The 25604-nt window shown below is 71.7% G+C and carries 27 protein-coding genes and 3 tRNA genes; 22 read left to right on the top strand and 8 right to left on the bottom strand.

The window, feature by feature from the left end:
• Nucleotides 1-51 precede the first annotated feature (51 nt).
• From AB0J42_RS02175 to AB0J42_RS02165, 3 genes are all read left to right on the top strand, one after another.
• Nucleotides 52-123, top strand: a tRNA-Gln gene (locus AB0J42_RS02175).
• A gap of 548 nt (nucleotides 124-671) precedes the next feature.
• Nucleotides 672-747: transfer RNA gene (locus AB0J42_RS02170), tRNA-Glu, on the top strand.
• Between the two features lie 19 nt (nucleotides 748-766).
• Nucleotides 767-839: transfer RNA gene (locus tag AB0J42_RS02165), tRNA-Glu, on the top strand.
• 86 nt (nucleotides 840-925) lie between these two features.
• On the opposite strand, the gene AB0J42_RS02160 is transcribed toward AB0J42_RS02165, so the two are convergent.
• Both AB0J42_RS02160 and AB0J42_RS02155 read right to left on the bottom strand, forming a co-directional pair.
• Nucleotides 926-2641 (bottom strand): hypothetical protein, encoded by a 1716-nt coding sequence (locus AB0J42_RS02160; protein ID WP_364287551.1) that lies wholly within the window; start codon nucleotides 2639-2641, stop codon nucleotides 926-928.
• A 58-nt stretch (nucleotides 2642-2699) separates the two neighbouring features.
• Nucleotides 2700-3416 (bottom strand): IclR family transcriptional regulator, encoded by a 717-nt coding sequence (locus AB0J42_RS02155; protein ID WP_364287548.1) that lies wholly within the window; start codon nucleotides 3414-3416, stop codon nucleotides 2700-2702.
• Nucleotides 3417-3516: 100 nt separating this feature from the next.
• On the opposite strand from AB0J42_RS02155, the gene leuC reads away from it, so the two are divergent.
• The 4 genes from leuC to AB0J42_RS02135 all read left to right on the top strand — a co-directional run bounded on the left by leuC (nucleotide 3517) and on the right by AB0J42_RS02135 (nucleotide 6139).
• Nucleotides 3517-4902 (top strand): 3-isopropylmalate dehydratase large subunit, encoded by a 1386-nt coding sequence (gene leuC, locus AB0J42_RS02150; RefSeq protein WP_364287545.1) that lies wholly within the window; start codon nucleotides 3517-3519, stop codon nucleotides 4900-4902.
• Between the two features lie 45 nt (nucleotides 4903-4947).
• Nucleotides 4948-5535 (top strand): 3-isopropylmalate dehydratase small subunit, encoded by a 588-nt coding sequence (gene leuD / locus AB0J42_RS02145; protein WP_364287542.1) that lies wholly within the window; start codon nucleotides 4948-4950, stop codon nucleotides 5533-5535.
• The gene (locus AB0J42_RS02140) at nucleotides 5514-5741 is read left to right on the top strand and encodes a hypothetical protein (RefSeq protein WP_364287539.1); all 228 of its coding nucleotides are present in this window, start codon (nucleotides 5514-5516) and stop codon (nucleotides 5739-5741) included. Before leuD ends, AB0J42_RS02140 begins: the two co-directional genes overlap by 22 nt.
• A gap of 98 nt (nucleotides 5742-5839) precedes the next feature.
• Nucleotides 5840-6139 carry an HU family DNA-binding protein gene (locus AB0J42_RS02135; RefSeq protein ID WP_364287536.1) on the top strand — a complete coding sequence of 100 codons (300 nt, stop codon included), beginning with the start codon at nucleotides 5840-5842 and terminating at the stop codon, nucleotides 6137-6139.
• Between the two features lie 48 nt (nucleotides 6140-6187).
• Here the strand turns inward: AB0J42_RS02135 and AB0J42_RS02130 are convergent, their stop codons facing one another.
• Entirely contained in the window at nucleotides 6188-6388 is a 201-nt protein-coding gene (locus AB0J42_RS02130) for a hypothetical protein (RefSeq protein WP_364287533.1), read from the bottom strand.
• Nucleotides 6389-6406: 18 nt separating this feature from the next.
• Nucleotides 6407-7045 carry a 2-phospho-L-lactate guanylyltransferase gene (gene cofC, locus AB0J42_RS02125; protein WP_364287530.1) on the bottom strand — a complete coding sequence of 213 codons (639 nt, stop codon included), beginning with the start codon at nucleotides 7043-7045 and terminating at the stop codon, nucleotides 6407-6409.
• 79 nt (nucleotides 7046-7124) lie between these two features.
• Between cofC and AB0J42_RS02120 the strand changes: the two genes are divergently transcribed.
• The 3 genes from AB0J42_RS02120 to AB0J42_RS02110 are packed head-to-tail and all read left to right on the top strand — an operon-like array spanning nucleotide 7125 to nucleotide 10006.
• Nucleotides 7125-7835 carry a lysophospholipid acyltransferase family protein gene (locus tag AB0J42_RS02120; protein WP_364287527.1) on the top strand — a complete coding sequence of 237 codons (711 nt, stop codon included), beginning with the start codon at nucleotides 7125-7127 and terminating at the stop codon, nucleotides 7833-7835.
• Nucleotides 7836-7839: 4 nt separating this feature from the next.
• Complete coding sequence (locus tag AB0J42_RS02115) at nucleotides 7840-8850, top strand: NAD(P)H-dependent glycerol-3-phosphate dehydrogenase (protein WP_364287524.1); 1011 nt, start codon at nucleotides 7840-7842, stop codon at nucleotides 8848-8850.
• A 58-nt stretch (nucleotides 8851-8908) separates the two neighbouring features.
• Nucleotides 8909-10006 (top strand): D-alanine--D-alanine ligase family protein, encoded by a 1098-nt coding sequence (locus AB0J42_RS02110; RefSeq protein ID WP_364287521.1) that lies wholly within the window; start codon nucleotides 8909-8911, stop codon nucleotides 10004-10006.
• Here the strand turns inward: AB0J42_RS02110 and AB0J42_RS02105 are convergent.
• Together AB0J42_RS02105 and AB0J42_RS02100 are read right to left on the bottom strand one after the other, a co-directional pair.
• Complete coding sequence (locus AB0J42_RS02105) at nucleotides 9989-10417, bottom strand: DUF3515 domain-containing protein (RefSeq protein ID WP_364287518.1); 429 nt, start codon at nucleotides 10415-10417, stop codon at nucleotides 9989-9991. The genes AB0J42_RS02110 and AB0J42_RS02105 overlap by 18 nt on opposite strands.
• 10 nt (nucleotides 10418-10427) lie before the next feature.
• Nucleotides 10428-10661 (bottom strand): Lrp/AsnC ligand binding domain-containing protein, encoded by a 234-nt coding sequence (locus AB0J42_RS02100; RefSeq protein ID WP_364287515.1) that lies wholly within the window; start codon nucleotides 10659-10661, stop codon nucleotides 10428-10430.
• Between the two features lie 54 nt (nucleotides 10662-10715).
• Between AB0J42_RS02100 and AB0J42_RS02095 the strand changes: the two genes are divergently transcribed.
• The 3 genes from AB0J42_RS02095 (at nucleotide 10716) to thiD (ending at nucleotide 14593) form a co-directional block, all read left to right on the top strand.
• On the top strand, nucleotides 10716-11687 hold the full coding sequence (locus AB0J42_RS02095; protein WP_364288183.1) for a thiamine-phosphate kinase: 972 nt from the start codon (nucleotides 10716-10718) through the stop codon (nucleotides 11685-11687).
• Between the two features lie 285 nt (nucleotides 11688-11972).
• The gene (locus AB0J42_RS02090; protein WP_364287512.1) at nucleotides 11973-13751 is read left to right on the top strand and encodes a hypothetical protein; all 1779 of its coding nucleotides are present in this window, start codon (nucleotides 11973-11975) and stop codon (nucleotides 13749-13751) included.
• Nucleotides 13752-13777: 26 nt separating this feature from the next.
• Nucleotides 13778-14593 (top strand): bifunctional hydroxymethylpyrimidine kinase/phosphomethylpyrimidine kinase, encoded by an 816-nt coding sequence (gene thiD / locus AB0J42_RS02085; protein ID WP_364287509.1) that lies wholly within the window; start codon nucleotides 13778-13780, stop codon nucleotides 14591-14593.
• Between the two features lie 156 nt (nucleotides 14594-14749).
• On the opposite strand, the gene rpmB is transcribed toward thiD, so the two are convergent.
• Nucleotides 14750-14935 (bottom strand): 50S ribosomal protein L28, encoded by a 186-nt coding sequence (gene rpmB, locus AB0J42_RS02080; RefSeq protein WP_364287506.1) that lies wholly within the window; start codon nucleotides 14933-14935, stop codon nucleotides 14750-14752.
• Between the two features lie 196 nt (nucleotides 14936-15131).
• Here rpmB and AB0J42_RS02075 point away from each other — a divergent pair, with 196 nt between their 5' ends.
• The 8 genes from AB0J42_RS02075 to mutM all read left to right on the top strand — a co-directional run bounded on the left by AB0J42_RS02075 (nucleotide 15132) and on the right by mutM (nucleotide 23433).
• Nucleotides 15132-16682, top strand: coding sequence for a DAK2 domain-containing protein (locus AB0J42_RS02075; protein WP_364287503.1), 1551 nt, complete (start codon nucleotides 15132-15134; stop codon nucleotides 16680-16682).
• A 34-nt stretch (nucleotides 16683-16716) separates the two neighbouring features.
• Nucleotides 16717-18888, top strand: a complete 2172-nt coding sequence (gene recG / locus AB0J42_RS02070) for an ATP-dependent DNA helicase RecG (protein WP_364287500.1) — start codon at nucleotides 16717-16719, stop codon at nucleotides 18886-18888.
• Between the two features lie 856 nt (nucleotides 18889-19744).
• Nucleotides 19745-20308 carry a 16S rRNA (guanine(966)-N(2))-methyltransferase RsmD gene (rsmD, locus tag AB0J42_RS02065; RefSeq protein WP_364287497.1) on the top strand — a complete coding sequence of 188 codons (564 nt, stop codon included), beginning with the start codon at nucleotides 19745-19747 and terminating at the stop codon, nucleotides 20306-20308.
• Between the two features lie 22 nt (nucleotides 20309-20330).
• A complete protein-coding gene (gene coaD / locus AB0J42_RS02060; protein ID WP_364287494.1) occupies nucleotides 20331-20807 on the top strand; it encodes a pantetheine-phosphate adenylyltransferase in 477 nt (158 codons plus the stop codon).
• Between the two features lie 67 nt (nucleotides 20808-20874).
• Complete coding sequence (locus AB0J42_RS02055) at nucleotides 20875-21426, top strand: YceD family protein (protein ID WP_364287491.1); 552 nt, start codon at nucleotides 20875-20877, stop codon at nucleotides 21424-21426.
• Nucleotide 21427: 1 nt separating this feature from the next.
• Entirely contained in the window at nucleotides 21428-21607 is a 180-nt protein-coding gene (gene rpmF / locus AB0J42_RS02050) for a 50S ribosomal protein L32 (protein ID WP_184960388.1), read from the top strand.
• Between the two features lie 215 nt (nucleotides 21608-21822).
• Nucleotides 21823-22542: a ribonuclease III gene (gene rnc / locus AB0J42_RS02045; RefSeq protein WP_364288180.1), complete on the top strand. Its 720-nt coding sequence runs from the start codon at nucleotides 21823-21825 to the stop codon at nucleotides 22540-22542.
• Between the two features lie 45 nt (nucleotides 22543-22587).
• On the top strand, nucleotides 22588-23433 hold the full coding sequence (mutM, locus tag AB0J42_RS02040) for a bifunctional DNA-formamidopyrimidine glycosylase/DNA-(apurinic or apyrimidinic site) lyase (RefSeq protein ID WP_364287487.1): 846 nt from the start codon (nucleotides 22588-22590) through the stop codon (nucleotides 23431-23433).
• Here the strand turns inward: mutM and AB0J42_RS02035 are convergent.
• On the bottom strand, nucleotides 23381-24571 hold the full coding sequence (locus tag AB0J42_RS02035) for an MFS transporter (RefSeq protein WP_364287484.1): 1191 nt from the start codon (nucleotides 24569-24571) through the stop codon (nucleotides 23381-23383). The genes mutM and AB0J42_RS02035 overlap by 53 nt on opposite strands.
• A gap of 91 nt (nucleotides 24572-24662) precedes the next feature.
• Here AB0J42_RS02035 and AB0J42_RS02030 point away from each other — a divergent pair, with 91 nt between their 5' ends.
• Nucleotides 24663-25565: a LysR family transcriptional regulator gene (locus tag AB0J42_RS02030; RefSeq protein WP_364287481.1), complete on the top strand. Its 903-nt coding sequence runs from the start codon at nucleotides 24663-24665 to the stop codon at nucleotides 25563-25565.
• Nucleotides 25566-25604: the final 39 nt, after the last annotated feature.

Raw genomic sequence — 25604 nt, 5'->3', positions numbered from 1 at the left:
GGCTATTCTTTCGGACGTCGCCAAGCGCGCTCCGGAGGAGTTCGCAGGCGGTGGGGTATGGTGTAATTGGCAGCACGACTGATTCTGGTTCAGTTAGTCTAGGTTCGAGTCCTGGTACCCCAGCACTGTGACGGATGTCTGATACAGACATCCGTTTTCTGTTTTTCCAGAGAGTTTCCGCACTCGCCGCACTTCCCGGCCTTCCGTGCTTTCGCCTCTTCTGTGATCTCGTGCCTGATGGTCGGCCCGCCACCGCCGGCTCCGGCGGAAGCGGGCCAGAGGACGTCACCAGGAGCCTTGCGATCGGCCTGCGCGGTCTCAGGCGTTCCGGATGCGTCCGGGTGCACGCGGGAGCCGTGCCGAGCGTCCGCTGGGGCGAGCATGAGGTGCCGTCGTGCATCTCCGGCTGGAGGCGCGCTCACCTGACTCGGGTGGGGGTCGAGTCGTGCACCGGTCTGCGACGCGACGACGGCCCGCTCGGAGTCAGCGAGATCCGTTTTGGGAGTACGGGTCGATAGGGAAGCGCCGTCACCGGCCCGATCTGCTGGATTGACCTGCTGCGGCGGGGTTGCGGCCGGGCGGGCGAGGCCGAAGTGGTTTGGAGTGCTCCTGGGCGTGCGGTAGAGTTACTGCCGTCGCCGGGGGTCCCCCGGCACACTGCTTGCGCACAGGGTCCCGTCGTCTAGTGGCCCAGGACGCCGCCCTCTCAAGGCGGTAGCGCCGGTTCGAATCCGGTCGGGACTACCACTGACGCAAGCAACGACATGGTCCCGTCGTCTAGTGGCCTAGGACGCCGCCCTCTCAAGGCGGTAACGCCGGTTCGAATCCGGTCGGGACTACTCGGAGGAAAAGACCCGGTCTGCGGACCGGGTCTTTTCGTTTCTTCAGCGACCCGGGCGGGCCGAGCGCCCGCCCGGGTCCGTTCTCACGACTTGCCGGAACGGGCCCGGAACAGCGCCCGGCGGGCCGCCTTGGCCACCTGCTTGTCGGGGTGGACCTGGGAGATCCGGTCGAGCAGCTCCTCGACGTGCGCGTGCGGGATCTTCCACACCACGTCGAGCAGGCCGTTCATCATCTCCGGGTCGATGTCGCGCAGGCTGCCCAGGAACTCCGCCTTGCCCAGCCCGGCGGAGATCGTCCACATGTCGAGGATGAGCCAGTAGGTGTCGTCCTGCGTCGGCTGCGGCGCGCCCTCCACCTGCAGCTGGCTCAGGTGGGTGGCCGCGTACGGGCGCAGCGACGGCTCCTTCAGCGCCCGCTGCCAGGCCGGGACCGCCTCGGCGCCGAGCGTGCCGACCACGCTGGCCGCCTGCACCCGGATCAGCGCGTCCGCCTCGTCCTCGGCGGCGGCCTCCAGCAGCTCCTCGGCGGCCTTGCCCGGCTCGCGCAGCCGCATCCAGGCGGCCATCTCCGCGTCGGCCTCCTCCTCCGGCAGCTCGGCGCTGAGCACCAGCAGGTCGTGGGCGCTCATCGTCTCGATGGCCGGGCGGGCGTCGATCTCGAGGTCGGCGTCGTCGACCAGGTGGACGACCCCTTCGACGCCGAGCGGGGTGAGCCGGAGCGTGTCGCCGTCGAGCTCGGCCAGGCCGTATCCGGTCAGCCAGTCGAGCACCGGCTTCAGCGGGTCGCCCGCGGCCTTCCAGGCGTCGCCGCCCAGCTCGTCGTGGTCGGCGACGGCCTCCGCCAGCTCCTCGCGGAGCTCGGGCAGGGCCCGTTCGCCGCCGCCGAGCAGCAGCCGGACGAGCAGATTGCGCGTCAGGCCCGCCAGCGCCAGGGCGTGGTCCTCGTCCGGCGGCTCGGGGTCGCCGTAGTCGATCGAGTGGAGGCCGAGCATCCACGCGTCGAGGACGTCCTCGTCGTCGTCGAACGGCCACTCCGAGGTGTCGTCCTGGACGGAGACCGTGTTGCCCTCGCCCGGCTCCAGGAACTCCAGGTCGACGGCGAGGTTCCAGAGGTTCCACAGCTGGGGGACGGACTCGGCGAGCGGGCCGGAGGCGTCGGGCCTGGGCAGGCCGACGGCGGCCAGCGCCTCCTCGATCTCGGCGTCGCCGAGCAGGGTCTCCTCGCCCATGTGGCGGCCCGGGCCCACCCAGAGGGCGAGGTCGCGGGCCTTGGCGATCAGCGGCACCTCGCGGGCGGCCGCGGCCAGCTCCGAGTCGGGGCGCAGCCGGATCGTCGGCAGCGCGGCGAGCTCGTCGGCGAACGCCTCCAGGTCGCCGAGGTCGTCGGCGTCCTCCTCGTCGTCGTACTCGTCGCCGTCGTCGATGAGGTCCTCCATGAGCTCGACGAAGCGGTCCTCGACGTCGTCGAGCTCGGACCGCAGGTCGTCGAGGCTGTCGGAACCCTTGACCAGCCTGCCGGTCTGCGCCAGGAAGGTCAGGTAGGCGTCGACGGCGGACAGCATGCCGTCGGCCGCGGCGTCCGGGTCGTCCACGACCTTGGGCATGCGGTCCAGCAGCAGGTTGCGCAGGTCGGCGCGCTTCCACACGCCGAGATCCTGCGAGTAGGCGAGACGGTGCCAGAGTGCGGCGGGCCCCACCAGCTCGGGGTCGCTGCCGGGCGCGTTGGTACGCGCCCACAAGATGAACTCTTCGAGCAGGGGTCGCAGCTCAGCGGCGGCTACCTCGATGCGGTCAGTCACGCCCTCAGGCTAGTGCTCCCGGATGACGCCCGGCTCCCTAATACCTGCTTTGACCCGATCATGAGGTGCGCCGCATGGCCTCCGTGATCCGCTCGGCCGCCGCCATCACCGGCACCGCGTGCAGCCGGCCGGGTGCCCTGGTCAGCCGTTCGATCGGGCCGGACACCGAGACGGCGGCGATCACCTTGCCGCCGCTGCCCCGGATGGGCGCGGAGACGCTGGCCACCCCCTGCTCGCGCTCGCCCACGCTGTGCGCCCAGCCCCGCCGCCGCACCGAGGCCAGCGTCGCGGCGGTGAACTTGGCGCCGCGCAGCCCGCGGTGCAGCCGGTCGGGCTCCTCCCAGGCCAGCAGGATCTGCGCCGCCGAACCCGCCGTCATGGGCAGCGCGGAACCCACCGGGACGGTGTCGCGCAGGCCGCTGGAGCGCTCGGCCGCGGCCACGCACACCCGCTCGTCACCCTGGCGCCGGTAGAGTTGCGCGCTCTCACCGGTGGTGTCGCGCAACTGGGTCAGCACGGGGGAGGCCACCGCCAGCAGCCGGTCCTCGCCGGCGGCGGTGGACAACTCGGAAAGACGAGGGCCGAGCACGAAACGGCCCTGTGTGTCACGACTCACAATGCGGTGATGTTCGAGCGCGACGGCCAGCCGATGGGCCGTGGGGCGGGCCAGGCCGGTCGCCTGGACGAGCTGCGCCAGAGAGGCCGGTCCGGCTTCGAGGGCGTTGAGCACCAGAACGGCCTTGTCCAGTACTCCGACTCCGCTAGAGTTGTCCATAGACCGATACTGCAGTCTCGCCATATGAGAAGGCAAGTCGGTTGGGATTCCGAGCGAGCGGGCCACGACGCGGTGGCATCGCAGTAAGCAGGAGGAAACAATGGGCCGCACACTGGCGGAGAAGGTCTGGGAGCAGCACGTCGTGCGCCGCGCCGACGGCGAGCCCGACCTGCTCTACATCGACCTGCACCTCATCCACGAGGTCACCAGCCCCCAGGCGTTCGACGGGCTCCGGCTCGCCGGCCGCAAGGTGCGAAGGCCCGAGCTCACCATCGCGACCGAGGACCACAACGTGCCGACCGTCCTCGGCCCGATCGCCGACCCGGTCTCCAAGACCCAGGTCGAGACCCTGCGCAAGAACTGCGCCGAGTTCGGCATCCGGCTCCACCCGATGGGCGACGCCGGCCAGGGCGTGGTCCACATCATCGGCCCGCAGTTCGGTCTCACCCAGCCGGGCATGACCATCGTCTGCGGCGACTCCCACACCTCGACCCACGGCGCGTTCGGCGGCATCGCGTTCGGCATCGGCACCAGCGAGGTCGAGCACGTGCTGGCCACCCAGACGCTGCCCGCCTACCGGCCGAAGACGATGGCCATCGAGGTCAGCGGCGAGCTGCCCACCGGCGTCACGGCCAAGGACCTGATCCTGGCCATCATCGCCAAGATCGGCACCGGCGGCGGTCAGGGCCACATCATCGAGTACCGCGGCGAGGCCGTGCGCAAGCTCTCCATGGAGGGCCGCATGACCGTCTGCAACATGTCCATCGAGGCCGGCGCCCGCGCGGGCATGATCGCCCCGGACGAGACCACGTTCGCCTACCTCAAGGGCCGCCCGCACGCCCCCGAGGGCGAGGCGTGGGACCAGGCGGTGGCCTACTGGAAGACGCTCAAGACCGACGACGACGCCGTGTTCGACAAGGTCGTCGAGATCGACGCCTCGACGCTCACCCCGTTCGTCACCTGGGGCACCAACCCCGGCCAGGGCCTGCCGCTCGGCGAGCGCGTGCCCGACCCGGAGAGCTTCACCGACCCGGTCGAGCGGTCGGCGGCCGAGCGGGCGCTGGAGTACATGGCGCTGACCCCCGGCACGCCGCTGCGTGACATCGAGGTCGACACCGTCTTCGTCGGCTCCTGCACCAACGGCCGCATCGAGGACCTGCGCTCCGCCGCCGAGATCCTGCGCGGCCGGAAGGTCGCCACCCGCATGCTGGTGGTGCCCGGCTCCATGATGGTCAAGAAGCAGGCCGAGGAGGAGGGTCTGCACGAGGTGTTCAAGGCCGCCGGCGCCGAGTGGCGCGAGGCCGGCTGCTCGATGTGCCTGGGCATGAACCCCGACACGCTCAAGCCCGGCGAGCGCAGCGCCTCCACCTCCAACCGCAACTTCGAGGGCCGCCAGGGCAAGGGCGGGCGCACCCACCTGGTGTCGCCGCAGGTCGCCGCCGCGACCGCGGTCACCGGCCGCCTCACCGCCCCCGCCGACCTCTGATGGCCGCGGCCTCGTCACACGCAGACCTCTAGGAGACCCGTACCGATGGAAGCCTTCACCACGCACACCGGCAAGGCCGTGCCGCTGCGCCGCAGCAACGTCGACACCGACCAGATCATCCCGGCCGTCTGGCTCAAGCAGGTCAGCCGCACCGGGTTCGAGAAGGGCCTGTTCGCCGCCTGGCGCGAGGACCCCTCGTTCGTGCTCAACGACCCCGCCTACGCGGGCGCCTCGATCCTGGTCTCGGGGCCCGACTTCGGCACCGGGTCGTCGCGCGAGCACGCCGTCTGGGCGCTGCAGCAGTACGGTTTCCGCGTCGTCATCGCCGCCCGGTTCGGCGACATCTTCCGCAACAACTCCACCAAGATGGGCCTGCTGCCCGTCGTGCTGCCCGGCGACCGGGTGGAGGAGCTGCAGGCGGCCGTCGAGGCCGAGCCCGAGCTGCAGGTCACCGTCGACCTGGTCGAGCGCCAGGTCCGCTGGGCCGGTGAGACGGTCTCGTTCGAGATCGACGACTACACCCGCTGGCGGCTGATGGAGGGGCTCGACGACATCGGGCTGACCCTGCGTCACGCCGACGCCATCACCACGTACGAGAATGGTCGGCAGCCATGGCTGCCGACCACCGTCTAGAAGACGACGCACTGGCGCGGCGGTTGCGCGAGGCGCACCGCCGCGTCCGCATGCTGCCCGCGCCCGAACGAGAGCGAATGGGCCGCCGTTACCTCGCGATCTGCGATCTGGCCAAACGCGATCCCGGGCGGGCCGCCGCCCGCCTGGAATCCCTGATGGCCCTGCTCGACACGCCACGCGATGCCGAAAATACGCGCGGTGATTGAGTTCACCCGCGATCCCGCCTACTTTCGAGCGCGTACGGGGTTTCTACGCCGGACTCGTGAGCTGGAACCCCGAGCCGTAACTGGGGGGAAAGAACTTCATGAACAAGCGGGAGCTCGTCGACGCCATCGCGGACCGCGTGGGCGACAGGAAGACGGCCACCGAGGCCGTCAACGCGATCATCGACACCGTCCAGAAAGCGGTGGCGAACGGTGACAAGGTCTCGATCACCGGGTTCGGCGCCTTCGAGATGGTGCACAAGCCCGCCCGCTCGGCGCGGAACCCTTCGACCGGCGCGGAGATCAAGGTCGCCGAGAGCTGGGCGCCCAAGTTCCGGCCCGGCTCCGACTTCAAGGAGCTGGTGAACGAGGGCGGCAAGAGGGCAGCGAAGAAGAAGTAGCCGCGCATCGCGTACGCCCGGGCTCCACGATCGGAGACCCGGGCTCTTTCACGGCAGCGGGAAGGTCGACAGCGTGATGTAGGTGATCTCGCCGTCCTCCATCGCGATGTTGACCCGCTGCCCTGTCCGGAGCAGCCGGAGCGGGCCCGCGTCGAAGGCCCGCGCGGGGAAGACCAGCACGGTCCCGTCGTCGAGGAAGACCGTGCCGGACCGCGTCTCGGTGTCGAAGCTGCGCACTGTGGCCTGCACGTAAGCCAATCTAGAGGCTCAGCCGGAGCCGGGCCACAGCTCGGCCACCACCGCGGCGGTGTGCCGCCCCAGCCCCAGCGCCATCGCGGCGCGCAGATCGTCGGGCGTGTCCACGTCGCGCCGCAGCGACTCGATGCCGTCCAGGCACAGCTCCTTCGCCCCGCCCGCCAGGTGCTTGACCCGTGACTCGCCGCCGAAGCGGGGCCGGAACGGGTGGCCCGGCCGTACTCCGTAGAAGGTGGTGCCGACCTCCGGAGCGTCGGGCACGAACGCCTGGTCGAACTCGGCGGCGGCGGTGAGCGCCACCGCCAGCTCGGCCGGCCGCAGCGCGGGCAGGTCGGCCTGCAGCGCACCCACCGCGTCGCCGGGCGCCACCCGGGCGGCGTGCGCGGCGCCCGTGCGCAGCGCCGTGTTCAGCCCCCGGTCGGGATCCTCCACCACGTCGGCGCCGAGCGCCGCCAGCGGCTCGGCCGCGGCGGGGTCGGCCGTCACCACGATCACCCGGGCCACCGGCGGGCAGGCCAGGGCCGCCGTCACGGTGTCGCAGGCGACCGCCACGGCCAGCCGGATCCGGTGCGGCCCCGTCGCGGCGGCCAGGCGGCTCTTCGCCGCTACCAGCGTCTTCACCGGAATCACCAGTGACCAGCGCAAGCTCATAGGGTTAAGCATCGCGCCTCGACATCCCGCGCGGCCAACCGGGAGACTTGTGCGAATATCTGTCAGTGCTGGAGGAACCATGAGCCGCCATACGCGTCCATCGCGTTTCTGGGAGACGCTGGCCGTCGTGATCGTGAAACCGCTCTCGACACTCCTGGTGAAGCGCGACTGGCGCAGGGGCGACCGCATCCCCCGCACGGGCGGGGTCATCATCGTGGCCAACCACCTGTCGTGGACCGATCCCGTGCTGCTGGCTCATTTCCTCTACAACAACGGCCGCTGGCCGATCGTTCTCGCCAAGTCCAGCCTGTTCAAGGTGCCGTTCCTGGGTCACGCGGTGCGCTCGCTGCGTGCCATCCCCGTCTACCGCGGCAGCGCGGACGCGGTCCGGTCGCTGCACGATTCGGCCGAGCTGCTCAAGGCCGGCGGCGCGATCCTCTTCTACCCCGAGGGCACCTGCACCCGCGACCCGGACCTGTGGCCGATGGTGGGCAAGACCGGCGCCGCCAGGCTCGCCTTGGAGACCGGCGCGCCGGTGATCCCGGTGGCCCACTGGGGCGCCCACGAGTTGCTTCCGTACGGGTCGAAGAAGCCCCGCCTGTTCCCGCGCAAGACGTTCCGCGTCATGGTGGGCGAGCCGGTCGACCTGTCCAAGTACGCCGACCGGCCGCCGCACGCGCCGGTCCTGCGGGAGGCGACCGCCGACATCATGCAGGCCATCACCGCGCAGCTCGCCGAGCTCCGGGGCGAGAAGGCGCCGGAGACCCGCTACGAACCCGAAGGGCGGTGACGTGATGGCGAAGATCGCGGTGTTCGGCACCGGGTCATGGGGCACCACGTTCGCGATGATCCTCGCCGAGGCGGGCAACCAGACGACCCTGTGGGGGCGCAGGCGCGAGGTGGTCGAGTCCATCGACCGCACCCACATGAACACCGACTACCTGCCGGGCATCGCGCTGCCGGCCTCGCTCCGCGCCACCACCGACGTGGCCGAGGCGCTCGACGGGGCCGAATTCGTGGTGCTCGCCGTGCCCTCCCAGACGCTCCGCGCCAACCTGGAGGCGTGGCGGCCGCACATCCCGCGTGACGCCGTCCTGGTCAGCCTGATGAAGGGCGTCGAGATCGGCACCACCAAGCGGATGAGCGAGGTGATCCGCGAGGTGGGCGGGGTGCCCGAGGAGCGGGTGGCCGTCGTCTCCGGCCCCAACCTGGCCAAGGAGATCGCCCTGCGCCAGCCCGCCGCCGCGGTCGTGGCCTGCACCGACGAGAGCGTCGCCGCCCGGCTGCAGAAGGTATGCCACCTGCCGCCCTGGTTCCGCCCCTACACCAACACCGACGTGGTCGGCGTGGAGCTGGGCGGCGCGGTGAAGAACGTGATCGCGCTGGCCGTCGGGGTGGCCGCGGGCATGGGCATGGGCGCCAACGTCAGCGCCATGCTGATGACCCGGGGGCTGGCCGAGATCTCCCGCCTGGGCGCCGCGCTCGGCGCCGACCCGCACACCTTCGCCGGGCTGGCCGGCATGGGCGATCTGGTCGCCACCTGCATGTCACCGCTGTCGCGCAACCGCACCTTCGGCGAGAACCTGGGCCGCGGCATGACGCTCGACGAGACGGTGGCCGCCACCCGCCAGACCGCCGAGGGCGTCAAGTCCTGCGAGTCGGTGCTGGAGCTGGCCAGGAAGCACGGGGTCGAGATGCCCATCACGGAGGTCGTGGTCGGCGTGGTCCACGACGGCATGTCCCCGACGGAGGCCGGAATGCTCCTCATGTCGCGTTCGCCCAAGCCCGAGCGTTACGGCGTGTGACCCGGTTACCGCGTGCTCAGCTCGCTGTGACGGGTGCACGCCGGTAGATTCGGACGACATGAGCAAGCCACGCGTCGCCGTCGTTTTCGGGGGCCGCAATTCGGAGCACGCCGTGTCCCTGATGGGGGCGGGCAGCGTGCTCGAAGCGATCGACACGAGCAAGTACGAGGTGATCCCCATCGGGATCGCCCAGGACGGCCGATGGGTGCTGGCCGCCGGCGACCAGCGGTTCCAGATCGAGGACGGCGAGCTGCCCGTCGTCGACGACTCGGGCGCCTCGCTCGCCCTGCCCACCGGCGGCACCGACCTGGTCGCCTACGACCCGGGCAGCATCCCGGTCGAGCTGGGCGCGGTCGACGTGGTCTTCCCCGTCATGCACGGCCCGTTCGCCGAGGACGGCACCATCCAGGGCCTGCTGGAGATGGCCGGGGTCCGCTACGTCGGCTCCGGCGTGCTGGCCAGCGCGGTCGGCATGGACAAGGGCTACATGAAGACCGTCCTGGCCGCCGCGGGCCTGCCGATCGGCCGTTACCTGGTCGTACGCGACCGCGACTGGCGGCTCGGCCGCGACCGGGTGGTGAAGGAGGCCGAGCAGCAGCTCGGCTGGCCGATGTTCGTCAAGCCCGCCAGGGCCGGCTCCTCGCAGGGCATCTCCAAAGCGCACGACCGGGCCGGGCTGGAGCGGGCCGTCGAGTTCGCCCGCGAGCACGACCCGAAAGTGCTCATCGAGGCGGCGGTCGGCGGCCGGGAGATCGAGTGCGCGGTGCTGGAGTCGTTCGGCGACGACCCGCCCGGGGCCTCCGCGCCCGGCGAGGTCAAGGTCGAGGGCGGGCAGGAGTTCTTCGACTTCGAGGCCAAGTACTACCCCGACCAGATGTCGCTGACGGTGCCCGCCGACATCCCCGCCGAGACGGCCGAGGAGGTGCGGGCGCTCGCGGTGCGCGCCTTCGAGGCGCTGGACTGCGAGGGGCTGGCCCGGGTCGACTTCTTCTACACGCCCGAGGGCAAGCTCGTCCTCAACGAGATCAACACCATGCCGGGCTTCACCTCGCTGTCGGTGGCGCCGCAGCTCTGGGCCGCGTCCGGGCTGACCTATCCGGAGCTGGTCGACCGGCTCATCCAGCTCGCGCTGAGGCGGTCACCCGGTCTGCGGTGAGACCTGCCCGATCGGGCCGGAGAGCTGGGCCAGCACCTCGCCCGCCACGTGCGCGCCGCCGACCGTGACCTCCACGTAGAGCGGCGCGGCCACGGCGGTGAAGAGGGTGGGCGTCTCGGGATCGGGGAACCAGCCCACGCCGTCGATCTCCTGGAGCTGGTCGGTCGGCGCCATCCTGGCCGGGCGCGGCACCCCGCAGCGCAGCGCGATGGCCCCGTCGCCCCACACCGCCACGTACGGCGACTCGGGCGTGGTCGGCGTGCGGTCGTCGCCGTCGAGCGTCTCGGGGAGCAGCCCGGCGAGCCGGTCGCAGGCCGCGGCCGCCTCGGGCTCCGGCACCGGCGGCTCCACCCGGACCGCGCCGCAGCCGGCGAGCGCGAGGAGGACGAACAGGAAGGAAACCGCACGCATCGATGGAACCTCAGATGTGGACGATCGGACACGTAAGCGTACGCGTTATGCCCTCCACCCCCTGAATCTGGGCCACCACGAGCTTGCCCAGCTCGTCCACGTTGCGGGCCTCGGCGCGGACGATCACGTCGTAGGGGCCGGTGACGTCTTCCGCCTGAGTCACGCCGGAGATGCCGGCGATCTCGTGAGCCACCGCGGCGGCCTTGCCCACCTCGGTCTGAATAAGGATGTAGGCCTGCACCATTACGTCCTCCCAGGCGATTGGATCACGCCGAAGGGGTCACCGTACCCTGTGAGCATCAGGAGGTGCGTCATCACAGTCGGAGATCTCGGCGAGTTCGGTGTCATAGCGCGTGTTTCGCGGCGCCTCCCCCAGGGCGAGGCGGTGCTCCTCGGCCCCGGCGACGACGCCGCCTTGGTGAGTGCGCCCGACGGGCGCGTGGTGGTCTCCACGGATGTGCTGATCGAGGGTAGGCACTTCCGCCGCCGTTGGTCCAGCGGTTACGACGTGGGACGCAAGGCCGCCGCCCAGAACCTCGCCGACGTGGCGGCCATGGGCGGGGTGCCGACGGCCATCGTGGTCGGGCTCGGCATGCCCGCGGACCTTCCCGTCGCCTGGGTGGACGAGCTGACGGACGGGTTCCGCGACGAGTGCGCGCTGGTGGGCGCGAGCGTGGCGGGCGGCGACATCACCCGCTGCGACACCGTGGTGGTCGCGGTGACCGTGCTCGGCGACCTCCAGGGCCGCGCCCCGGTGAAGCGCTCGGGCGCGCGGCCGGGGCACGTCGTCGCGGTGGCGGGCGAGCTCGGCCGCTCGGCCGCGGGCCTCGCCCTCCTCCAGTCGGGGCGCGATCCGTACGAAGGAGAAGCCAAGCTGCTGGAGGAGGCTGTGGGGGTGCACCTGCGGCCCAGTCCTCCGTACGCGCGAGGGCCCGAGGCGGCGCGGCTGGGGGCGAGCGCGATGATCGACGTGAGCGACGGGCTGCTGCAGGACCTGGGGCACGTCGCCGCGGCCTCCGGGGTGCGGATCGACCTGGATCCCGAGTCCTTCGCGGTGCCCGAGGCGGTGCTGGCGGCGGCCCGGGAACTGGAGGCCGACCCCTTGGACTGGGTGCTCAGCGGCGGCGAGGACCACGCGCTGGCCGCCGCCTTCCCGCCGGACGTCGCGCTGCCGCCGGCCTGGCGGGTGATCGGCGGGGTGTCGGAGGGGGAGGGTGTGTACGTGCGAGGACGGGTGACCGGTCCCGGCGGATGGGATCACTTTCGGTGACCGACTGTCCCGATTTGCGTGATAGTTTCCGGATTTACGGTGTGACTCTGGGGATTGATGGGACAAAGACGTAGCCCAGGTGTTATGAAGATTGGCGGCCAACTGTAACCGGCAGAAAGGGCTGTCATGGGCCGCCACGGGACAGGTGGATCCGAAGACGCGCAAGAACGGGGGGAGAGCGCCTTCTGGGGCCCTGACAACCAGCGGTCTGAGTCCGACAGCTTCTGGGGGAACTCCGAGCAGCAGGAGGCCCCGGGCTGGCCTTCCCTGCCCGACCAGCCCGAGGTGACCGGCCAGTGGGCGCCGATGCCGCAGCGGGACACCCCGCCGCCGGCCCAGGGCTCCCAGTCCGACCCGTTCGAGGTCACCGGCGCCTTCCAGGTGCCCCCGCGCCCCGGTGAGGATCGCCCGCACCCGCAGCCCGACGAGGCGCCGTTCGAGAGCACCGGCGCCTTCGCCCGCCCGCCGTCCTGGGACGACGTCCAGGACAGCACCCAGACCTTCACCGGCATCCCCGGCGACGGCGCCTTCCGCCAGGACGACCCGCACGCCGCCGGCGACCCCCAGAACGTCTTCCAGCCCCGGCAGAACGACCCCTTCAGCACGGGCGACACGCACGCCGCCTTCCGCCCGCAGGACGATCCGTTCAGCACGGGCGACACGCAGGCCGCCTTCCGGCCGCCGCAGGACGACCCCTTCGGCGCGGGCGACACCCACGCTGCTTTCCGCCCGCCGCAGGACGATCCCTTCGGTACGGGTGACACTTTCCGGCAGCCCCAGGACGATCCGTTCGGCACCGGCGACACCCACGCCGCCTTCCGGCCGCCGCAGGACGACCCCTTCGGCACGGGCGCCACGCAGGCCGCTTTCCGCCCGTCGCAGGACGATCCGTTCGGTGGGGGGGACGCCCAGGGCGGTTTCCGGTCGCACGCCCCCGGCCCGCAGCAGGACGCCCCCTTCGGCTCCGGTGAGCCGCGGGATCAGGGCGACCCGTTCGGAGCGGAGGCGACGGGCCGGTTCGAGCCGCCGAGCCTGCCCCCCGAGCCCGGCGACGTCAAGGTGGCCGGTTCCCCCACCTCGGTCGCCCCCACCCCCGCCTGGGCGGAGGCCGAGACCGGCTTCCTCGGCTCCGGCTGGACGGGCGGCGACCAGGACGCCCCCGAGCCCCGCCGCGGCCGGCGCAAGCCGCCGAAGGACCCCGCCGCGCTCGACGCCCCGTCCGGCGGAGGCAGGGGCAGGATGGCCCTGCTGTCCGTGGCCGCCGTCGTGGTGGTGCTGGGCGGCACGGTGGCGGGCGTCAAGATGATGAGCTCCGGCGGCGACACGAACTGCCCGGGCGGCCAGTGCGCCGCCGTGCAGGGCACCAACCAGCCGGTCCCGGTGGACACCGAGCCGGCCGAGGAGGAGGACACGGCCGAGCCGCTCGCCGAGGAGGACGAGGAGACGCCGGTCGACGAGGCCGCCGAGGAGGACTCCCAGCCGGAGCCGACGGTCTCCAGGACGTACGCGCCCGCCCCGCGCCGCACCACGGCCTCGCCGACGCCGACCCCCACGCCCACGCCGACGAGGACCAAGTCCAAGACGCCCGCCCAGGTCGAGGAGGACATCGACGAGCCGGTGGTCGAGGAGGTCCCCGAGGAGGTCACGGCGATCCCGAGCTCGCGCGCCGACGCCGACACCGGCTCCGTGGAGACCCACAGCGCGCCGCCGCCGGAGGACACGCCGAGCAGCGAGCCGACGCGCCACGGCCCGCTCTCCGGCGGCGCCGCGGTCAACGTCCGGTTCCGGGTGGAGCGGCAGGCGCTGACCAGCTACACCGCGACGATGAGCGTGACGAACGAGTCGCCGCGCGCGATGAACTCGTTCACCCTGTCCATGCCCGTACGCGGGAAGATCACGGGCGTCGAGGGCGCCGAGTGGACGCAGGACGGCAACCTGCTGATCGTGGACCTGACCAAGCCGATCGCGGCCGGTGAGAGCGCCGACCTGAGGATCTCGGCCACGGGCCGGGCGGGCAAGCCGTCGAGCTGCGGCCTCGTCGGCGGGGAGTGCTCGGTCGCCTGACGGCGGCTTGCTGGACAGATGGTTTGATGGGGGACATGACGGATTCAGCTTCCCCCATGAGTCCCGCACGCGTTCTCACCGTCGCCGGGTCCGACTCCGGCGGCGGGGCGGGTATCCAGGCCGATCTCAAGACCATGCTGGCCCTCGGCGTGCACGGCATGAGCGTGATCGCGGCCGTGACCGCGCAGAATTCGATCGGCGTCCAGGGTTACTGGGAGCTGCCGCCCGAGGCCGTGCGGGCACAGCTCGACTCGGTGCTGGGCGACATCGGCGCCCAGGCGATCAAGACGGGCATGCTCGCCTCGCCCGCCCTGGTCGAGACCGTGGCCGAGGCGCTCGGCGAGTACACGGCGCCGGTCGTGGTGGACCCGGTCGGGGTGTCGAAGCACGGTGACACCCTGCTGGCGCCGGAGGCCGTGGCGACGGTACGGGCGAAGCTGCTGCCGGTGGCGACCGTGGTGACCCCGAACCTGTGGGAGGTGGAGCAGCTGACCTCCGTCAAGGTCGAGGACGAGGACGACCTGCGCCGCGCCGCCGACGCCGTGCTGGAGCTGGGGCCCCGATGGGCGCTGATCAAGGGCGGCCACCTCCCGGGCGCCCCGGTGGACCTGCTGACGGACGGCGTCACCGAGCATCGCTTCACCGCCGAGCGGCACGACAACCGCCACACGCACGGCACCGGCTGCACCCTGGCCTCGGCGATCGCCTCACACCTGGCCCTGGGCGACGACGTACCGGTCGCGGTGGAGAAGGCCAAGGAGTACGTCACGGGCGCGATCGCGCGCGGCTTCCCGCTCGGCTCCGGCATCGGCCCCGTGGACCACGGCTGGCGCTGGCGCTGATCCGTACGTACGACCCCATAAGAGCCGGTACGGCCCCTCAAGAGCCGGTGCTTACCCGTACGGCCCCATAAGAGCCGGTGCCGGATCGTACGGCCCCCTGAGAAGCGAAAAGCCCGCTACTCCTGGAGGAGTGCGGGCTTTGCCGTGTGACGCGGTTCAGCGCGTGACCTTGCCGGCTTTGATGCAGGAGGTGCAGACGCTGAGCCTCTTCGAGGTCCCGTTGACGACGGCGCGGACCGACTGGATGTTGGGGTTCCAGCGGCGGCGGGTGCGGCGGTGGGAGTGGGACACGTTGTTGCCGAAAGTCGGCCCCTTGCGGCAGACATCGCAGACGGAAGCCACGGTATCGCTCCTTATAACAGTCGATGTAGTAGCCCTGTCCGCTGATGCTGTGAGGGCGGAGGGCATGCCGGGACAACCGGCCAGCCAGGCAAGAATATCGGATCGCCACGGGTGCGTGCGAACCGATCACTGGGACCGGACCCGTCACAACGATATTCTCCTCTGAGTCGAACCCTAGCATCGGGAGGTCGAGGGCGTGCCCGTGGACGTTCTGGACCCGCCCTCGGTGCGGCGGTGGGCGCGGCACACGGCCGACGCGCTGGGCAGGGCCAGGGCCGACATCGACGCGCTCAACGTCTTCCCGGTGGCCGACGGCGACACCGGCACCAACCTCCACCTCACCATGCTCTCGGCCGCCGAGGCGGTGGAGTCGCTGCCCGACGACGTCGACGCGGGCGTGGTCTGGCAGACGCTGTCGTACGGGGCGCTCGTGGGGGCGCGCGGCAACTCCGGAGTGATCGTCAGCCAGGCCCTGCGCGGGCTGGCCGAGGTGCTGAAGGACGGCGCCGACCTGCGGGCGGCGCTGGCCAGGGCCGCCGAGCTGGCGCGCGGCTGCGTGGCCAGGCCGGTCGAGGGCACCGTGCTGAGCGTGCTGGCCGCCGCCGCGGCGGCAGTCCAGGGGGTCGAGAGCGGGCCGGCCGAGGTGGCGCGGCGGGCGGCCGAGGAGGCCCGCGCCGCTCTGCGCCGTACGCCCGACCAGCTCGACGTGCTGGCCCGCAGCGGCGTGGTGGACGCGGGCGGGGCGGGGCTGGCCATCGTGCTGGAGTCGCTGGCCGCGGCGATCACCGGCACCCACCGCGAGCGCTACGAGGTGCCCCCGCCGACGGCGAGGGTCGCGCCGATGACCGAGGTGGGCGCCGGCTACGAGGTGATGTACCTGCTCGACGCCGACGACGACGCCATCGGCAAGCTGCGTGAGGAGCTCGACGCGATGGGCGACTCGCTGGTGGTGGTCGGCGGCGACGGGCTGTGGAACGTCCACGTGCACGTCGGCGAGGCCGGGCCCGCCATCGAGGCGGCGCTGCGGGTGGGCAGGCCGCACCGGATCCGGATCACCTACCTGGCCGAGCGCGCCCACGTCGCGGGCGACGGCAGGGGAGTGGTGGCCGTGGCCGCGGGCGACGGCATCGCGGCGCTGTTCGAAGAGTGCGGCGCGGTCGTGGTGCGGCGCGAGCCGGGCGGGCGGCCCGCCCTGCCGTCGATGCTGGCCGCGATCCGGCAGGCGGGCCGCGAGGTCGTGGTGCTGCCCAACGACGAGGACGCCGGGGCGGTCGCGGTGGCGGCGGCGGAGATCGCCCGAGAGGACGGCCTGGTCGTGACCGTGCTGCCCACCAGGGCGACCGTGCAGGGGCTGGCGGCGCTGGCCGTGCACGACCCGCTGCGGCGCTACGACGACGACGTGGTGGCGATGACCGGCGCGGCCGGGCAGACCCGCTACGGCCACCTGGTGGTCGCCGACCGCGAGGGCGTCACCAGCGCGGGCCTGTGCGGTCCCGGAGACGTGCTGGGGATGATCGACGGCGACGTGGCCGTGATCGGCCGCACGCTGGAGGAGGTCGCCGCGCTCGTGGTCGACCGGATGCTGGCGGCCGGCGGCGAGCTGGTGACGCTGGTGACGGGGTCCGGCGCGCCCGGCGGTCTCGCCCCCGGCGTGGCCGATCACCTGCGGCGGTCCAGGCCCGACGCGGACCTCGTCGTCTACGCCGGCGAACAGGGCGGCTACCCGCTTCTCATCGGTGTCGAGTGATTCCTGTCGGTCGTACGAGGTAGAACTAGGTGCCGTGAGCCGTTTCGACGAGCCTCTGACGAAGGCGCTCGACCCGAAGACCGCGAAGTTGCTGAGCGGCGTGCTCGGCCTGGAGACGGTCGGCGACCTGCTGCGCCACTATCCCCGCCGCTACGCCGAGCGCGGCGAGCTGACCTCGCTCGACGCCCTGTCGGTCGACGAGCACGTCACCGTGGTCGGCGAAGTGAGCCGGCTGATGCGCAAGCCGATGCGCAACCGCGGCGGCACGTGGCTGGAGGTCGAGGTCGTCGACGGCACCGGCAACAAGATCTACCTGTCGTTCTTCGGCAAGGGTTCCCACGCCGCCGAGTCGCGGCTCAAGCCGGGCCGGCGCGGCATGTTCGCCGGCAAGGTGAGCCTCTTCGGCGCCCGGTCGCGACCGCGCTGGCAGCTCGCCCACCCGGAGTTCGAGCTGTTCGAGGAGGGCGAGGCGAACGCCGAGGAGTTCGCCGCCGCGCCGGTGTCGATCTACCCCGCGGGCAAGGACATCACGCCCTGGGCGATCAGGCGGGCCGTCGGCGTGGTCCTCGACACGCTGGGCCCGCTGGACGACCCGCTGCCCGCCGGGCTGCGCGCCCGCCACCGCCTCACCGGCCTGGCCGACGCGCTGGAGGCGATCCACCGGCCCAAGGACCTCGCCGACGTGCAGCGGGCGCGCAACCGGCTCAAGTTCGACGAGGCCTTCGTGCTCCAGGCCGTGCTGCTGCAGCGCAGGCGGGCGGCCACCGCCTGGCCCGCCAAGCCCCGGCCGCGCCGCGACGACGGCATCCTGGCCGCCTTCGACGAGCGGCTGCCGTTCGCGCTCACCGAAGGGCAGGCCAAGGTCGGCGAGGAGATCGCCGTCGACCTGGCCGCCGCCCACCCGATGCACCGGCTGCTGCAGGGCGAGGTCGGCGCGGGCAAGACCGTGGTGGCGCTGCGGGCCATGCTCCAGGTGGTCGACGCGGGCGGCCAGGCGGTGCTGCTCGCCCCCACCGAGGTGCTGGCCCAGCAGCACCACCGCTCGATCACCAAGATGCTGGGCGACCTGGCGCAGGGCGGCATGTTCGGCGGCACCGCGGTCACGCTGCTGACCGGCTCCATGGGCGCCCAGGCCCGCCGCGCGGCCCTGCTCGACGCGGCCTCCGGCACCGCCGGGGTGATCGTCGGCACGCACGCGCTGCTCCAGGAGCACGTCCAGTTCGCCGACCTCGGCCTGGTCGTCGTCGACGAGCAGCACCGCTTCGGCGTCGAACAGCGCGACGCGCTGCGCGAGAAGGCAGGCGAGGCCCGCCCGCACGTGCTGGTGATGACCGCCACCCCGATCCCGCGCACGGTCGCCATGACGGTCTTCGGCGACCTGGAGGTGTCCACGCTCTCGCAGCTCCCCTCCGGCCGGGCGCCCATCACCACCCACGTGGTGCCCGCCGCGCAGAAGCCCCACTACCTGGAGCGCACGTGGCAGCGGGTCCGCGAGGAGGTCGCGCTCGGCCGGCAGGCCTACCTCGTCTGCCCGCGCATCGGCGACCTGGAGGGCGACGAGGGCGACCTGGCGGCGTCCGACGACGAGCGCCGCCCGCCGCAGGCGGTGCTCGACGTGGCCGACATGCTGGCCCAGGGCCCCTTCCACGACCTGCGCCTGGGCGTCCTGCACGGCAAGCTCCCGCCGGAGGAGAAGGACGCGGTCATGGGCGCCTTCACCCGCGGCGAGCTGGACGTCCTCATCGCGACCACGGTCATCGAGGTCGGCGTCGACGTGCCGAACGCCTCCGTCATGGTCATCATGGACGCCGACCGGTTCGGCGTCTCCCAGCTCCACCAGCTCCGCGGCCGGGTCGGCCGGGGCGGCCTGCCCGGGCTCTGCCTCCTGGTCACCGACTTCGCCGAAGGCACCCCCGCTCGCGCCCGCCTCGACGCGGTCGCCGCCACCCTCGACGGTTTCGAGCTCTCCCGGGTCGACCTCGAACAGCGCCGCGAGGGCGACGTCCTGGGCGCCGCCCAGTCGGGCAAGCGCTCGTCCCTCAAGCTGCTGCAGCTCCTCAGAGACGAGGACGTCATCGCCGCGGCCCGCGACGAGGCCGCCACCCTCCTGGCCGACGACCCCGACCTGACGTCCCACCCGGCCCTGAGAGCCGAAATCGACAGACTCCTGGAAGACGAAAAAGCCGAATACCTAGAAAAAACCTAACCCCCACCACCCCCAACCACCCACCCCCCGGCCCCGCCCTCGGGGAAGGTCCTGCGGCACCGCCCTCCGGGATGGCTCTGCGGCACCGGCCTGCGGGAGGGTCGTGTGGCACCGCCCTCCGGGTGGTCCTCCGGCACCGCCCTCGGGGGTGGTTCTCCGGCACTCCCCTGCGGGAGGGCCGTGGGGCACCGGCCTGCGGGATGGTCCTGCGGCACCGCCCGTCCGGAATCGCCCTTGGATCGCCCACCTTGGGAGCCGTACTTCTGTTGTTCGTGAACGCCGGTGGTTTCGGGGCCGGGATCGTTGCGCTTTCGGTATCGCATCGACGAAAACGCATCGCGGGGCGCCGGGACGGCGGGATGGGGTACGGCGGAGACCGGCGCCCTTGGTGCGGCGGGAAGGCGAGCCACGGCACATGGCCAAGAAGACGGCGTAACGGCGGCCGGCCCCGCACAGGTTCAGAGGCCGTATCCCTGGAGGCCCCCGGCCCCGTACGGCGTCTGGCGTCAACTCGGCCCCGCCGTAAAAGAAAAAGGTTGTAGAAAACCCGCGACGGGAAAGCACCGCACAGAAGCCCGGCCCGGCCGAGAGAAAACAAGAAAAAGTGTGGGCCCAGCGGCGGGGACGGCCTCCCCCCGAATGCCGTCCCCGGCTGGGCCCATCCCTCGGGTCAGGTGCCGAGGGTACCGGCGTGCGGAAGGGCTCACGATCACGCCGGACGGCCTTCTCTGGGTCACCTCGAAGGCCGCAGAACTCATCTTGCTCACCGAGCCCACCGGTGTGAATCACCCTTGCGCAGTCGAGGCCGACACTTGTCCACTCTTGACCTGCGCCGACATGCGGAACAATGGCGTCCATGACTCGGATCATCGCGGGCGTCGCAGGTGGGCGGCGGCTTCAGGTGCCGTCGGGCCGCGGCACGAGACCGACCAGCGACAGGGCGCGCGAAGGCGTTTTCTTGACGCTCGACTCGCTCTACGGGCTGGCGGACGCCCGGGTGCTGGACCTGTACGCCGGGTCGGGGGCGGTCGGCCTGGAGGCGCTGTCGCGGGGGGCGGCGCACGCGCTGATGGTGGAGTCCGATCCGCGGGCGGTGCGCACGATCCGGGCGAACGTGGCGGCGCTCGGGCTGGACGGCGCCCGGGTGGCGGCCGACCGGGTGGAGCGGGTGCTGGCCAAGCCGTGCGCGGAGCCGTACGACATCGTGTTCGCCGATCCTCCGTACACCGTGGGCGACGAGGAGGTCCGAAGGGTCCTGGAGGCGCTGCGGGACCACGGCTGGCTGGCGCCTGGGGCTTTGGTGGCTTTTGAGCGGGAAAGCAGGGGGAAGCCCTTGATGTGGCCGGATGGCTTCATTGAGGAGAGGGTCCGTCGTTACGGTGAAGCGGCCGTTTGGTACGGTCGCGCCGCCGGGGATTGACCGCTCGTGAAGAGGAGGCGTCTTGCGCCGCGTAGTCTGCCCGGGGTCGTTCGACCCCATCACCAACGGCCACCTCGACATCATCGCCCGAGCCGCGCGGCTGTATGACGAGGTCGTCGTCGCCGTGCTCATCAACATAGAGAAGAGCAGCCTGTTCACGGTCGATGAGCGCATCGAGATCCTCCAGACCGTGACCAAGGAGTTCCCCAACGTCAAGGTGCAGAAGTTCCACGGCCTGCTGGTCGACTTCTGCAAGCAGAACGACATCCCGGCCATCGTCAAGGGCATCCGGGTGGTCAGCGACTTCGACTACGAGCTTCAGATGGCGCAGCTCAACTTCCGGCTGTCGGGCGTGGAGACGCTTTTCATGCCGACCAACCCCGAGTATTCGTTCCTGTCGTCGAGCCGGGTGAAGGAGATCGCCCGGTACGGCGGGGACGTGTCCGGCCTGGTCCCGGACCTGGTCAACAAGCTGCTCGCCGAGCGGCTCAAGGCCTGACGACGACCTGGTATTCTTTCTTTTCGGCCTTGTACGACGGCGTTTCGCCATGCCTAGCGAGAGCAGGATGACTCAGCACCTCGACCCCCGCTCCCCCTGGGTGATCTCCACCCACGACCTGGGGAAGCGGCCGGGCACGATGCGCGAGCTCTCCCTGGTCCTGCCGGCACCGGCGGATCTCGGTGTCGACATGATCGGCGTCCCCAAAGACGCCGAAGTCGAGCTGGACCTCCGGCTCGAAGCAGTGATGGAAGGCGTGCTCGTCTCGGGCACGGCGCACGCGCCGCTGTCCGGCGAGTGCGCGCGGTGCCTGGACCCGGTGTCGTCAGACATCGAGGTCGACCTGCAGGAGCTGTTCTTCTACTCCGACGAGGACGCCTCGGAGGAGGATTCGCTGCTCGACGGGGAGCTGTTCGACTTCGAGCCGACGTTCCGCGACGCGGTGGTGCTCGCGCTGCCGCTCAGCCCCGTCTGTCAGGACGACTGCCGGGGGCTGTGCACGGAGTGCGGGATCAAGCTGGCCGAGGCCGGCGAAGACCACCGGCACGAGAAGATCGACGTCCGCTGGGCGTCGTTGCAGGGTCTGTTGACCGAGAACGATAACGATCAGGAGAAGTGACGTGGCCGTCCCGAAGCGAAAGATGTCGCGGAGCAACACCCGCGCCCGTCGCTCCCAGTGGAAGACGACTGCTGTCGCCCTGGTGAGCTGCCCGCAGTGCCGCTCTCCCAAGCAGCCGCACATCGCGTGCCCCAGCTGCGGGACCTACAACCGGCGTCAGGTCGTCGAGCCGTCCGCCTGATCCGCTGAAGTTGACGTGATTCCGGCCGGGTGCCATTGTGCCCCGGTCGGTGTTGCCGTCGCAGAGGTGTGCGGTGGCGGTCTCGCCCGCGGTCGTGGTGGACGCCGGGGATCGGATCCCCCGACGCCCACCACGTTTTCGGGCATCACCCGCAGCCGTCGCGCCATGTGGAGATGTCCGAGGAGGAAAAGCACGTGGGCGCAGGTCCTAAGCCGGTGGCCGTCGAGGTCGCCAGAGACGAGTTCGAGCGAGTCCTGTCGGTGGCGCTCGACCCCGACATCCTGGAGCGGGCGCTCACGCACCGCTCCTTCGCGTACGAGAACGGCGGCCTGCCGACCAACGAGCGCCTGGAGTTCCTGGGCGACTCGGTGCTCGGTCTCGTGGTCACCGACACCCTCTACCACAACCACCCCGACCTGCCCGAAGGCCAGCTGGCCAAGCTGCGGGCCGCGGTGGTCAACATGCGTGCCCTGGCCGACGTGGCCCGGGGGCTCGGCGTCGGCCGGTTCCTGCGGCTGGGCCGGGGCGAGGAGGGCACCGGCGGGCGCGACAAGTCCTCGATCCTGGCCGACACGCTGGAGGCGCTGATCGGCGCTGTTTACGTCGACAAGGGCCTGGACGAGGCGTTCCGGGTCGTCCACCAGCTCTTCGACCCGCTGATCGTGCGCTCGGCCTCGCTCGGCGCCGGGCTCGACTGGAAGACCTCGCTGCAGGAGCTGACCGCCTCGGAGGCGCTCGGCGTGCCCGAATACCACGTCGAGGAGAGCGGCCCCGACCACGCCAAGTCGTTCACCGCCGAGGTGCGGGTGGGCGGCGAGACGTACGGCACGGGCACCGGCCGCAGCAAGAAGGAGGCCGAGCAGCAGGCCGCCGAGGCCGCGTGGACCCTCATCAGGGCCCGCCGCGAGCAGCGCGAGAGCCAGCCGGCGAGCTGACCGTCCGGCCGCACGGCCGGCGGGTCCAGAGGGTGGGATAGTCGTATGCCCGAGTTGCCGGAGGTCGAGGTCGTCAGGCGCGGCCTCGCGCAGTGGGTCGTCGGCCGGGAGATCTCCGCCGCGGAGGTGCTGCACCCCCGGGCGATCAGGCGTCATCTGCCGGGCGCTGACGCGTTCACCGAGGGGCTCAAGGGCCGTGTGCCGCTGTCGGCCGAACGGCGCGGCAAGTACCTGTGGCTGCCGCTGTCGGGCGCCGAGGAGGCGATCCTGGCCCATCTCGGGATGAGCGGGCAGCTGCTCGTGGTGCGGCGGGAGACGCCGCCGGAGAAGCATCTGCGGGTCTGGATCCGCTTCGAGGACGGCGGCCCCGACCTGCGCTTCGTCGACCAGCGGACGTTCGGTCACGTGATGCTCACGCCGCTGACGGGCGGTGTGCCCGAGCCGATCGCGCACATCGCGCCCGACCCGTTCGAGGAGGCGTTCGACGACGCCGAGTTCGCCCGGCGGCTGCGGGCCAGGCGCACCGAGATCAAACGGGCGCTGCTCGACCAGTCGCTGATCAGCGGCGTCGGCAACATCTACGCCGACGAGGCGCTCTGGATGGCCCGGCTCCACTGGGCCAGGCCTACCGAGACGCTCACCCGGCCGAAGATCGCCGAACTGCTCGCGGCCGTGCGCGAGGTCATGAGTGCCGCCCTGGACCAGGGCGGCACCTCGTTCGACAGCCTGTACGTGAACGTCAACGGCGAGAGCGGTTACTTCGAACGCTCGCTGGAGGTCTACGGCCGCCGCGACCTGCCCTGCTCCCGCTGCGGCACCCCGATCAGGCGGGAGGCGTTCATGAACCGCTCCTCGTACTTCTGCCCCAGATGCCAGCGACGGCCACGCTGACCGCGGCCAGCGCCGCGCCCAGCCACATCACGGCGGGAACCGAGATGCCGTCGGCCACCCGGCCGCCCGCGAACGCGCCGAGCGCGATGGAGACGTTGAACGCGCCGACGAAGAGCGCGGTGCCGAACTCGCCGCCGCCCGCCCGCATGATCCACAGTTGCAGGGTCACGCCCAGCCCGCCGTAGCCGAGGCCCCACACCACGAGCGCCGCCAGGGGGAGCCCGGCCAGCGGCAGCGCCGCCGTGGCCGCGGCCATGAGGACCGCCAGCGTGACGAGCACCGCCCTGGGCCGCTTGGCCGCCTGGCCCCCGGCCGCGAAGTTCCCCGCCACGCCGGCGACCCCGTACAGCAGGAGAGCGACGCCGACGAAGGCGGGACCCGCGCCCGCGACCTGCTCCAGGAACGGCCGCACGTAGGTGTAGGCCGCGAAGTGGCCGGACACCATCAGGACGGTCAGCACGAGGACCACCCTGAGCGGCCGCGGCACGCGGCGGCGAGAGGGATTCCGGGAGGCGCTGGATGCCAGCACGGTTCCGGAGCGGGCCGGGGTGGTGCCGGGGAGCGGGGGCAGCGTCGCGGCCAGGAGAGCCACCAGGACGAGCGCCAGCACGCCGGCGGCGGCGAAGGCGGCCTGCCAGCTCGCGAACGAGGAGACGAAGGCCGCCGCCGGGACGCCCAGCACCGACGCGACCGACACGCCCGACAGGATGACCGAGGTGGCCCGGCCGACGGACCGCTCCGGCACCAGCCGCGCGCCCAGACCCGCTGCGAAGGCCCAGAACCCGCCGATGCTCACCCCGGTCAGCACCCGGGCGGCCAGCATGACGAGATAGTCCGTGGCCAGCGCGGCCACCAGGTTGGCGCCGGCCAGCAGGGCCATCAGCCCCAGCAGCGTGAGACGCCGATCCAGCCCGCGGGCGGCCACCGCCAGCACAGGCGCCGAGACGGCGGCGACCAGGCCGGGAACGGTCATCATCAGCCCCGCCGTGCCTTCGGACACGCGTAAGTCGGCGGCGATCGACGTCAGGAGCCCGACGGGCAGCATCTCGCTGGTCACGATGGTGAACGTGCCCACCGCGACCGTGGTCACGGCGAGCCACCGGGCCCTCCCGGTGGCGGAGTCGACGGTCATGGTCATGCCGCTCAGACTCGCGCCGCACCGTAGGCGGGAACAATCGCGAAGGCCGGAGGCTTGGTTGAGTCAGGCTAAACGATCAGCGGAGGACGGGATGGAGTTCAGGGAGCTGGAGTGCTTCGTCGTGCTCAGTGAGGAGCTGCATTTCGCCCGTACGGCCGAGCGCCTGTATCTGTCGCCGGGCCGGGTGAGCCAGCTCACGCGTTCCCTGGAGAGCAGGATCGGGGCCCGGCTCTTCCACCGGACCAGCCGGCGGGTCAGCCTGACGCCTCTCGGCGAGCGGTTCCTGGCCGAGCTGCGGCCCGCCTACGACGGCCTGGCTCGCGCGGTGGAAAGTGCGAGGCGGGCCGCCCGCGAGGTGACCGGCGTGCTCCGGGTGGGCTTCCTGGCCACGCCCACGGACGTGGTCACGGGCAGCGTGCGGGCCTTCGAGAGCCGCCATCCGGGGTGCGCGGTGGAGCTGGTGGAGATCCCGTTCTCGGACCCGTTCGGCGGGCTGCGGGCGGGGCGGCTGGACCTGGTGTTCACGCTGCTGCCGGTGGACGAGCCCGACCTGGTGACCGGCGAGGGGCTGAACCGGGTCTCCCGTGAGCTGGGCGTCTCCGTACGGCATCCGTGGGCCGGGCGGGCCGCTGTGGACGCCGAGGAGCTGGCCGGGCTGCCCCTGATCGGGCTCGGCGGCCCGGCGCCGGCGGCGTGGCGGGAGCGGGTGACACCCTCCGTGACCCCTTCCGGGCGGCCGATTCCCCGGGCGGGTACGGTGACGACCGTTCAGGAGGGCCTCACCCAGGTGGCGCTCGGCCGCGGCGGCATGCTGTTCTGCGCGCCCACGGCGGCCCATCACCGGCGCGCCGACGTGGGCTTCGTCCCCGTCACCGGGCTGCCTCCGTCGATTCTCGGGCTGGCCTGGGTCAAGGACACGGAGACGGCGGCGATCAGGGCGTTCCGCGAGGCGGCGGCCGGGCACGCTCTCGGAGCGAGGGCGATGGCGGCGTGATGTGAGTCACTCCCACCAACCTCAAGGCGGGCCAAACGC

It is taken from the genome of Nonomuraea sp. NPDC049649, from assembly GCF_040675175.1.
Lineage (GTDB): Bacteria > Actinomycetota > Actinomycetes > Streptosporangiales > Streptosporangiaceae > Nonomuraea.
This window is presented reverse-complemented; position numbering and strand designations above follow the sequence as displayed.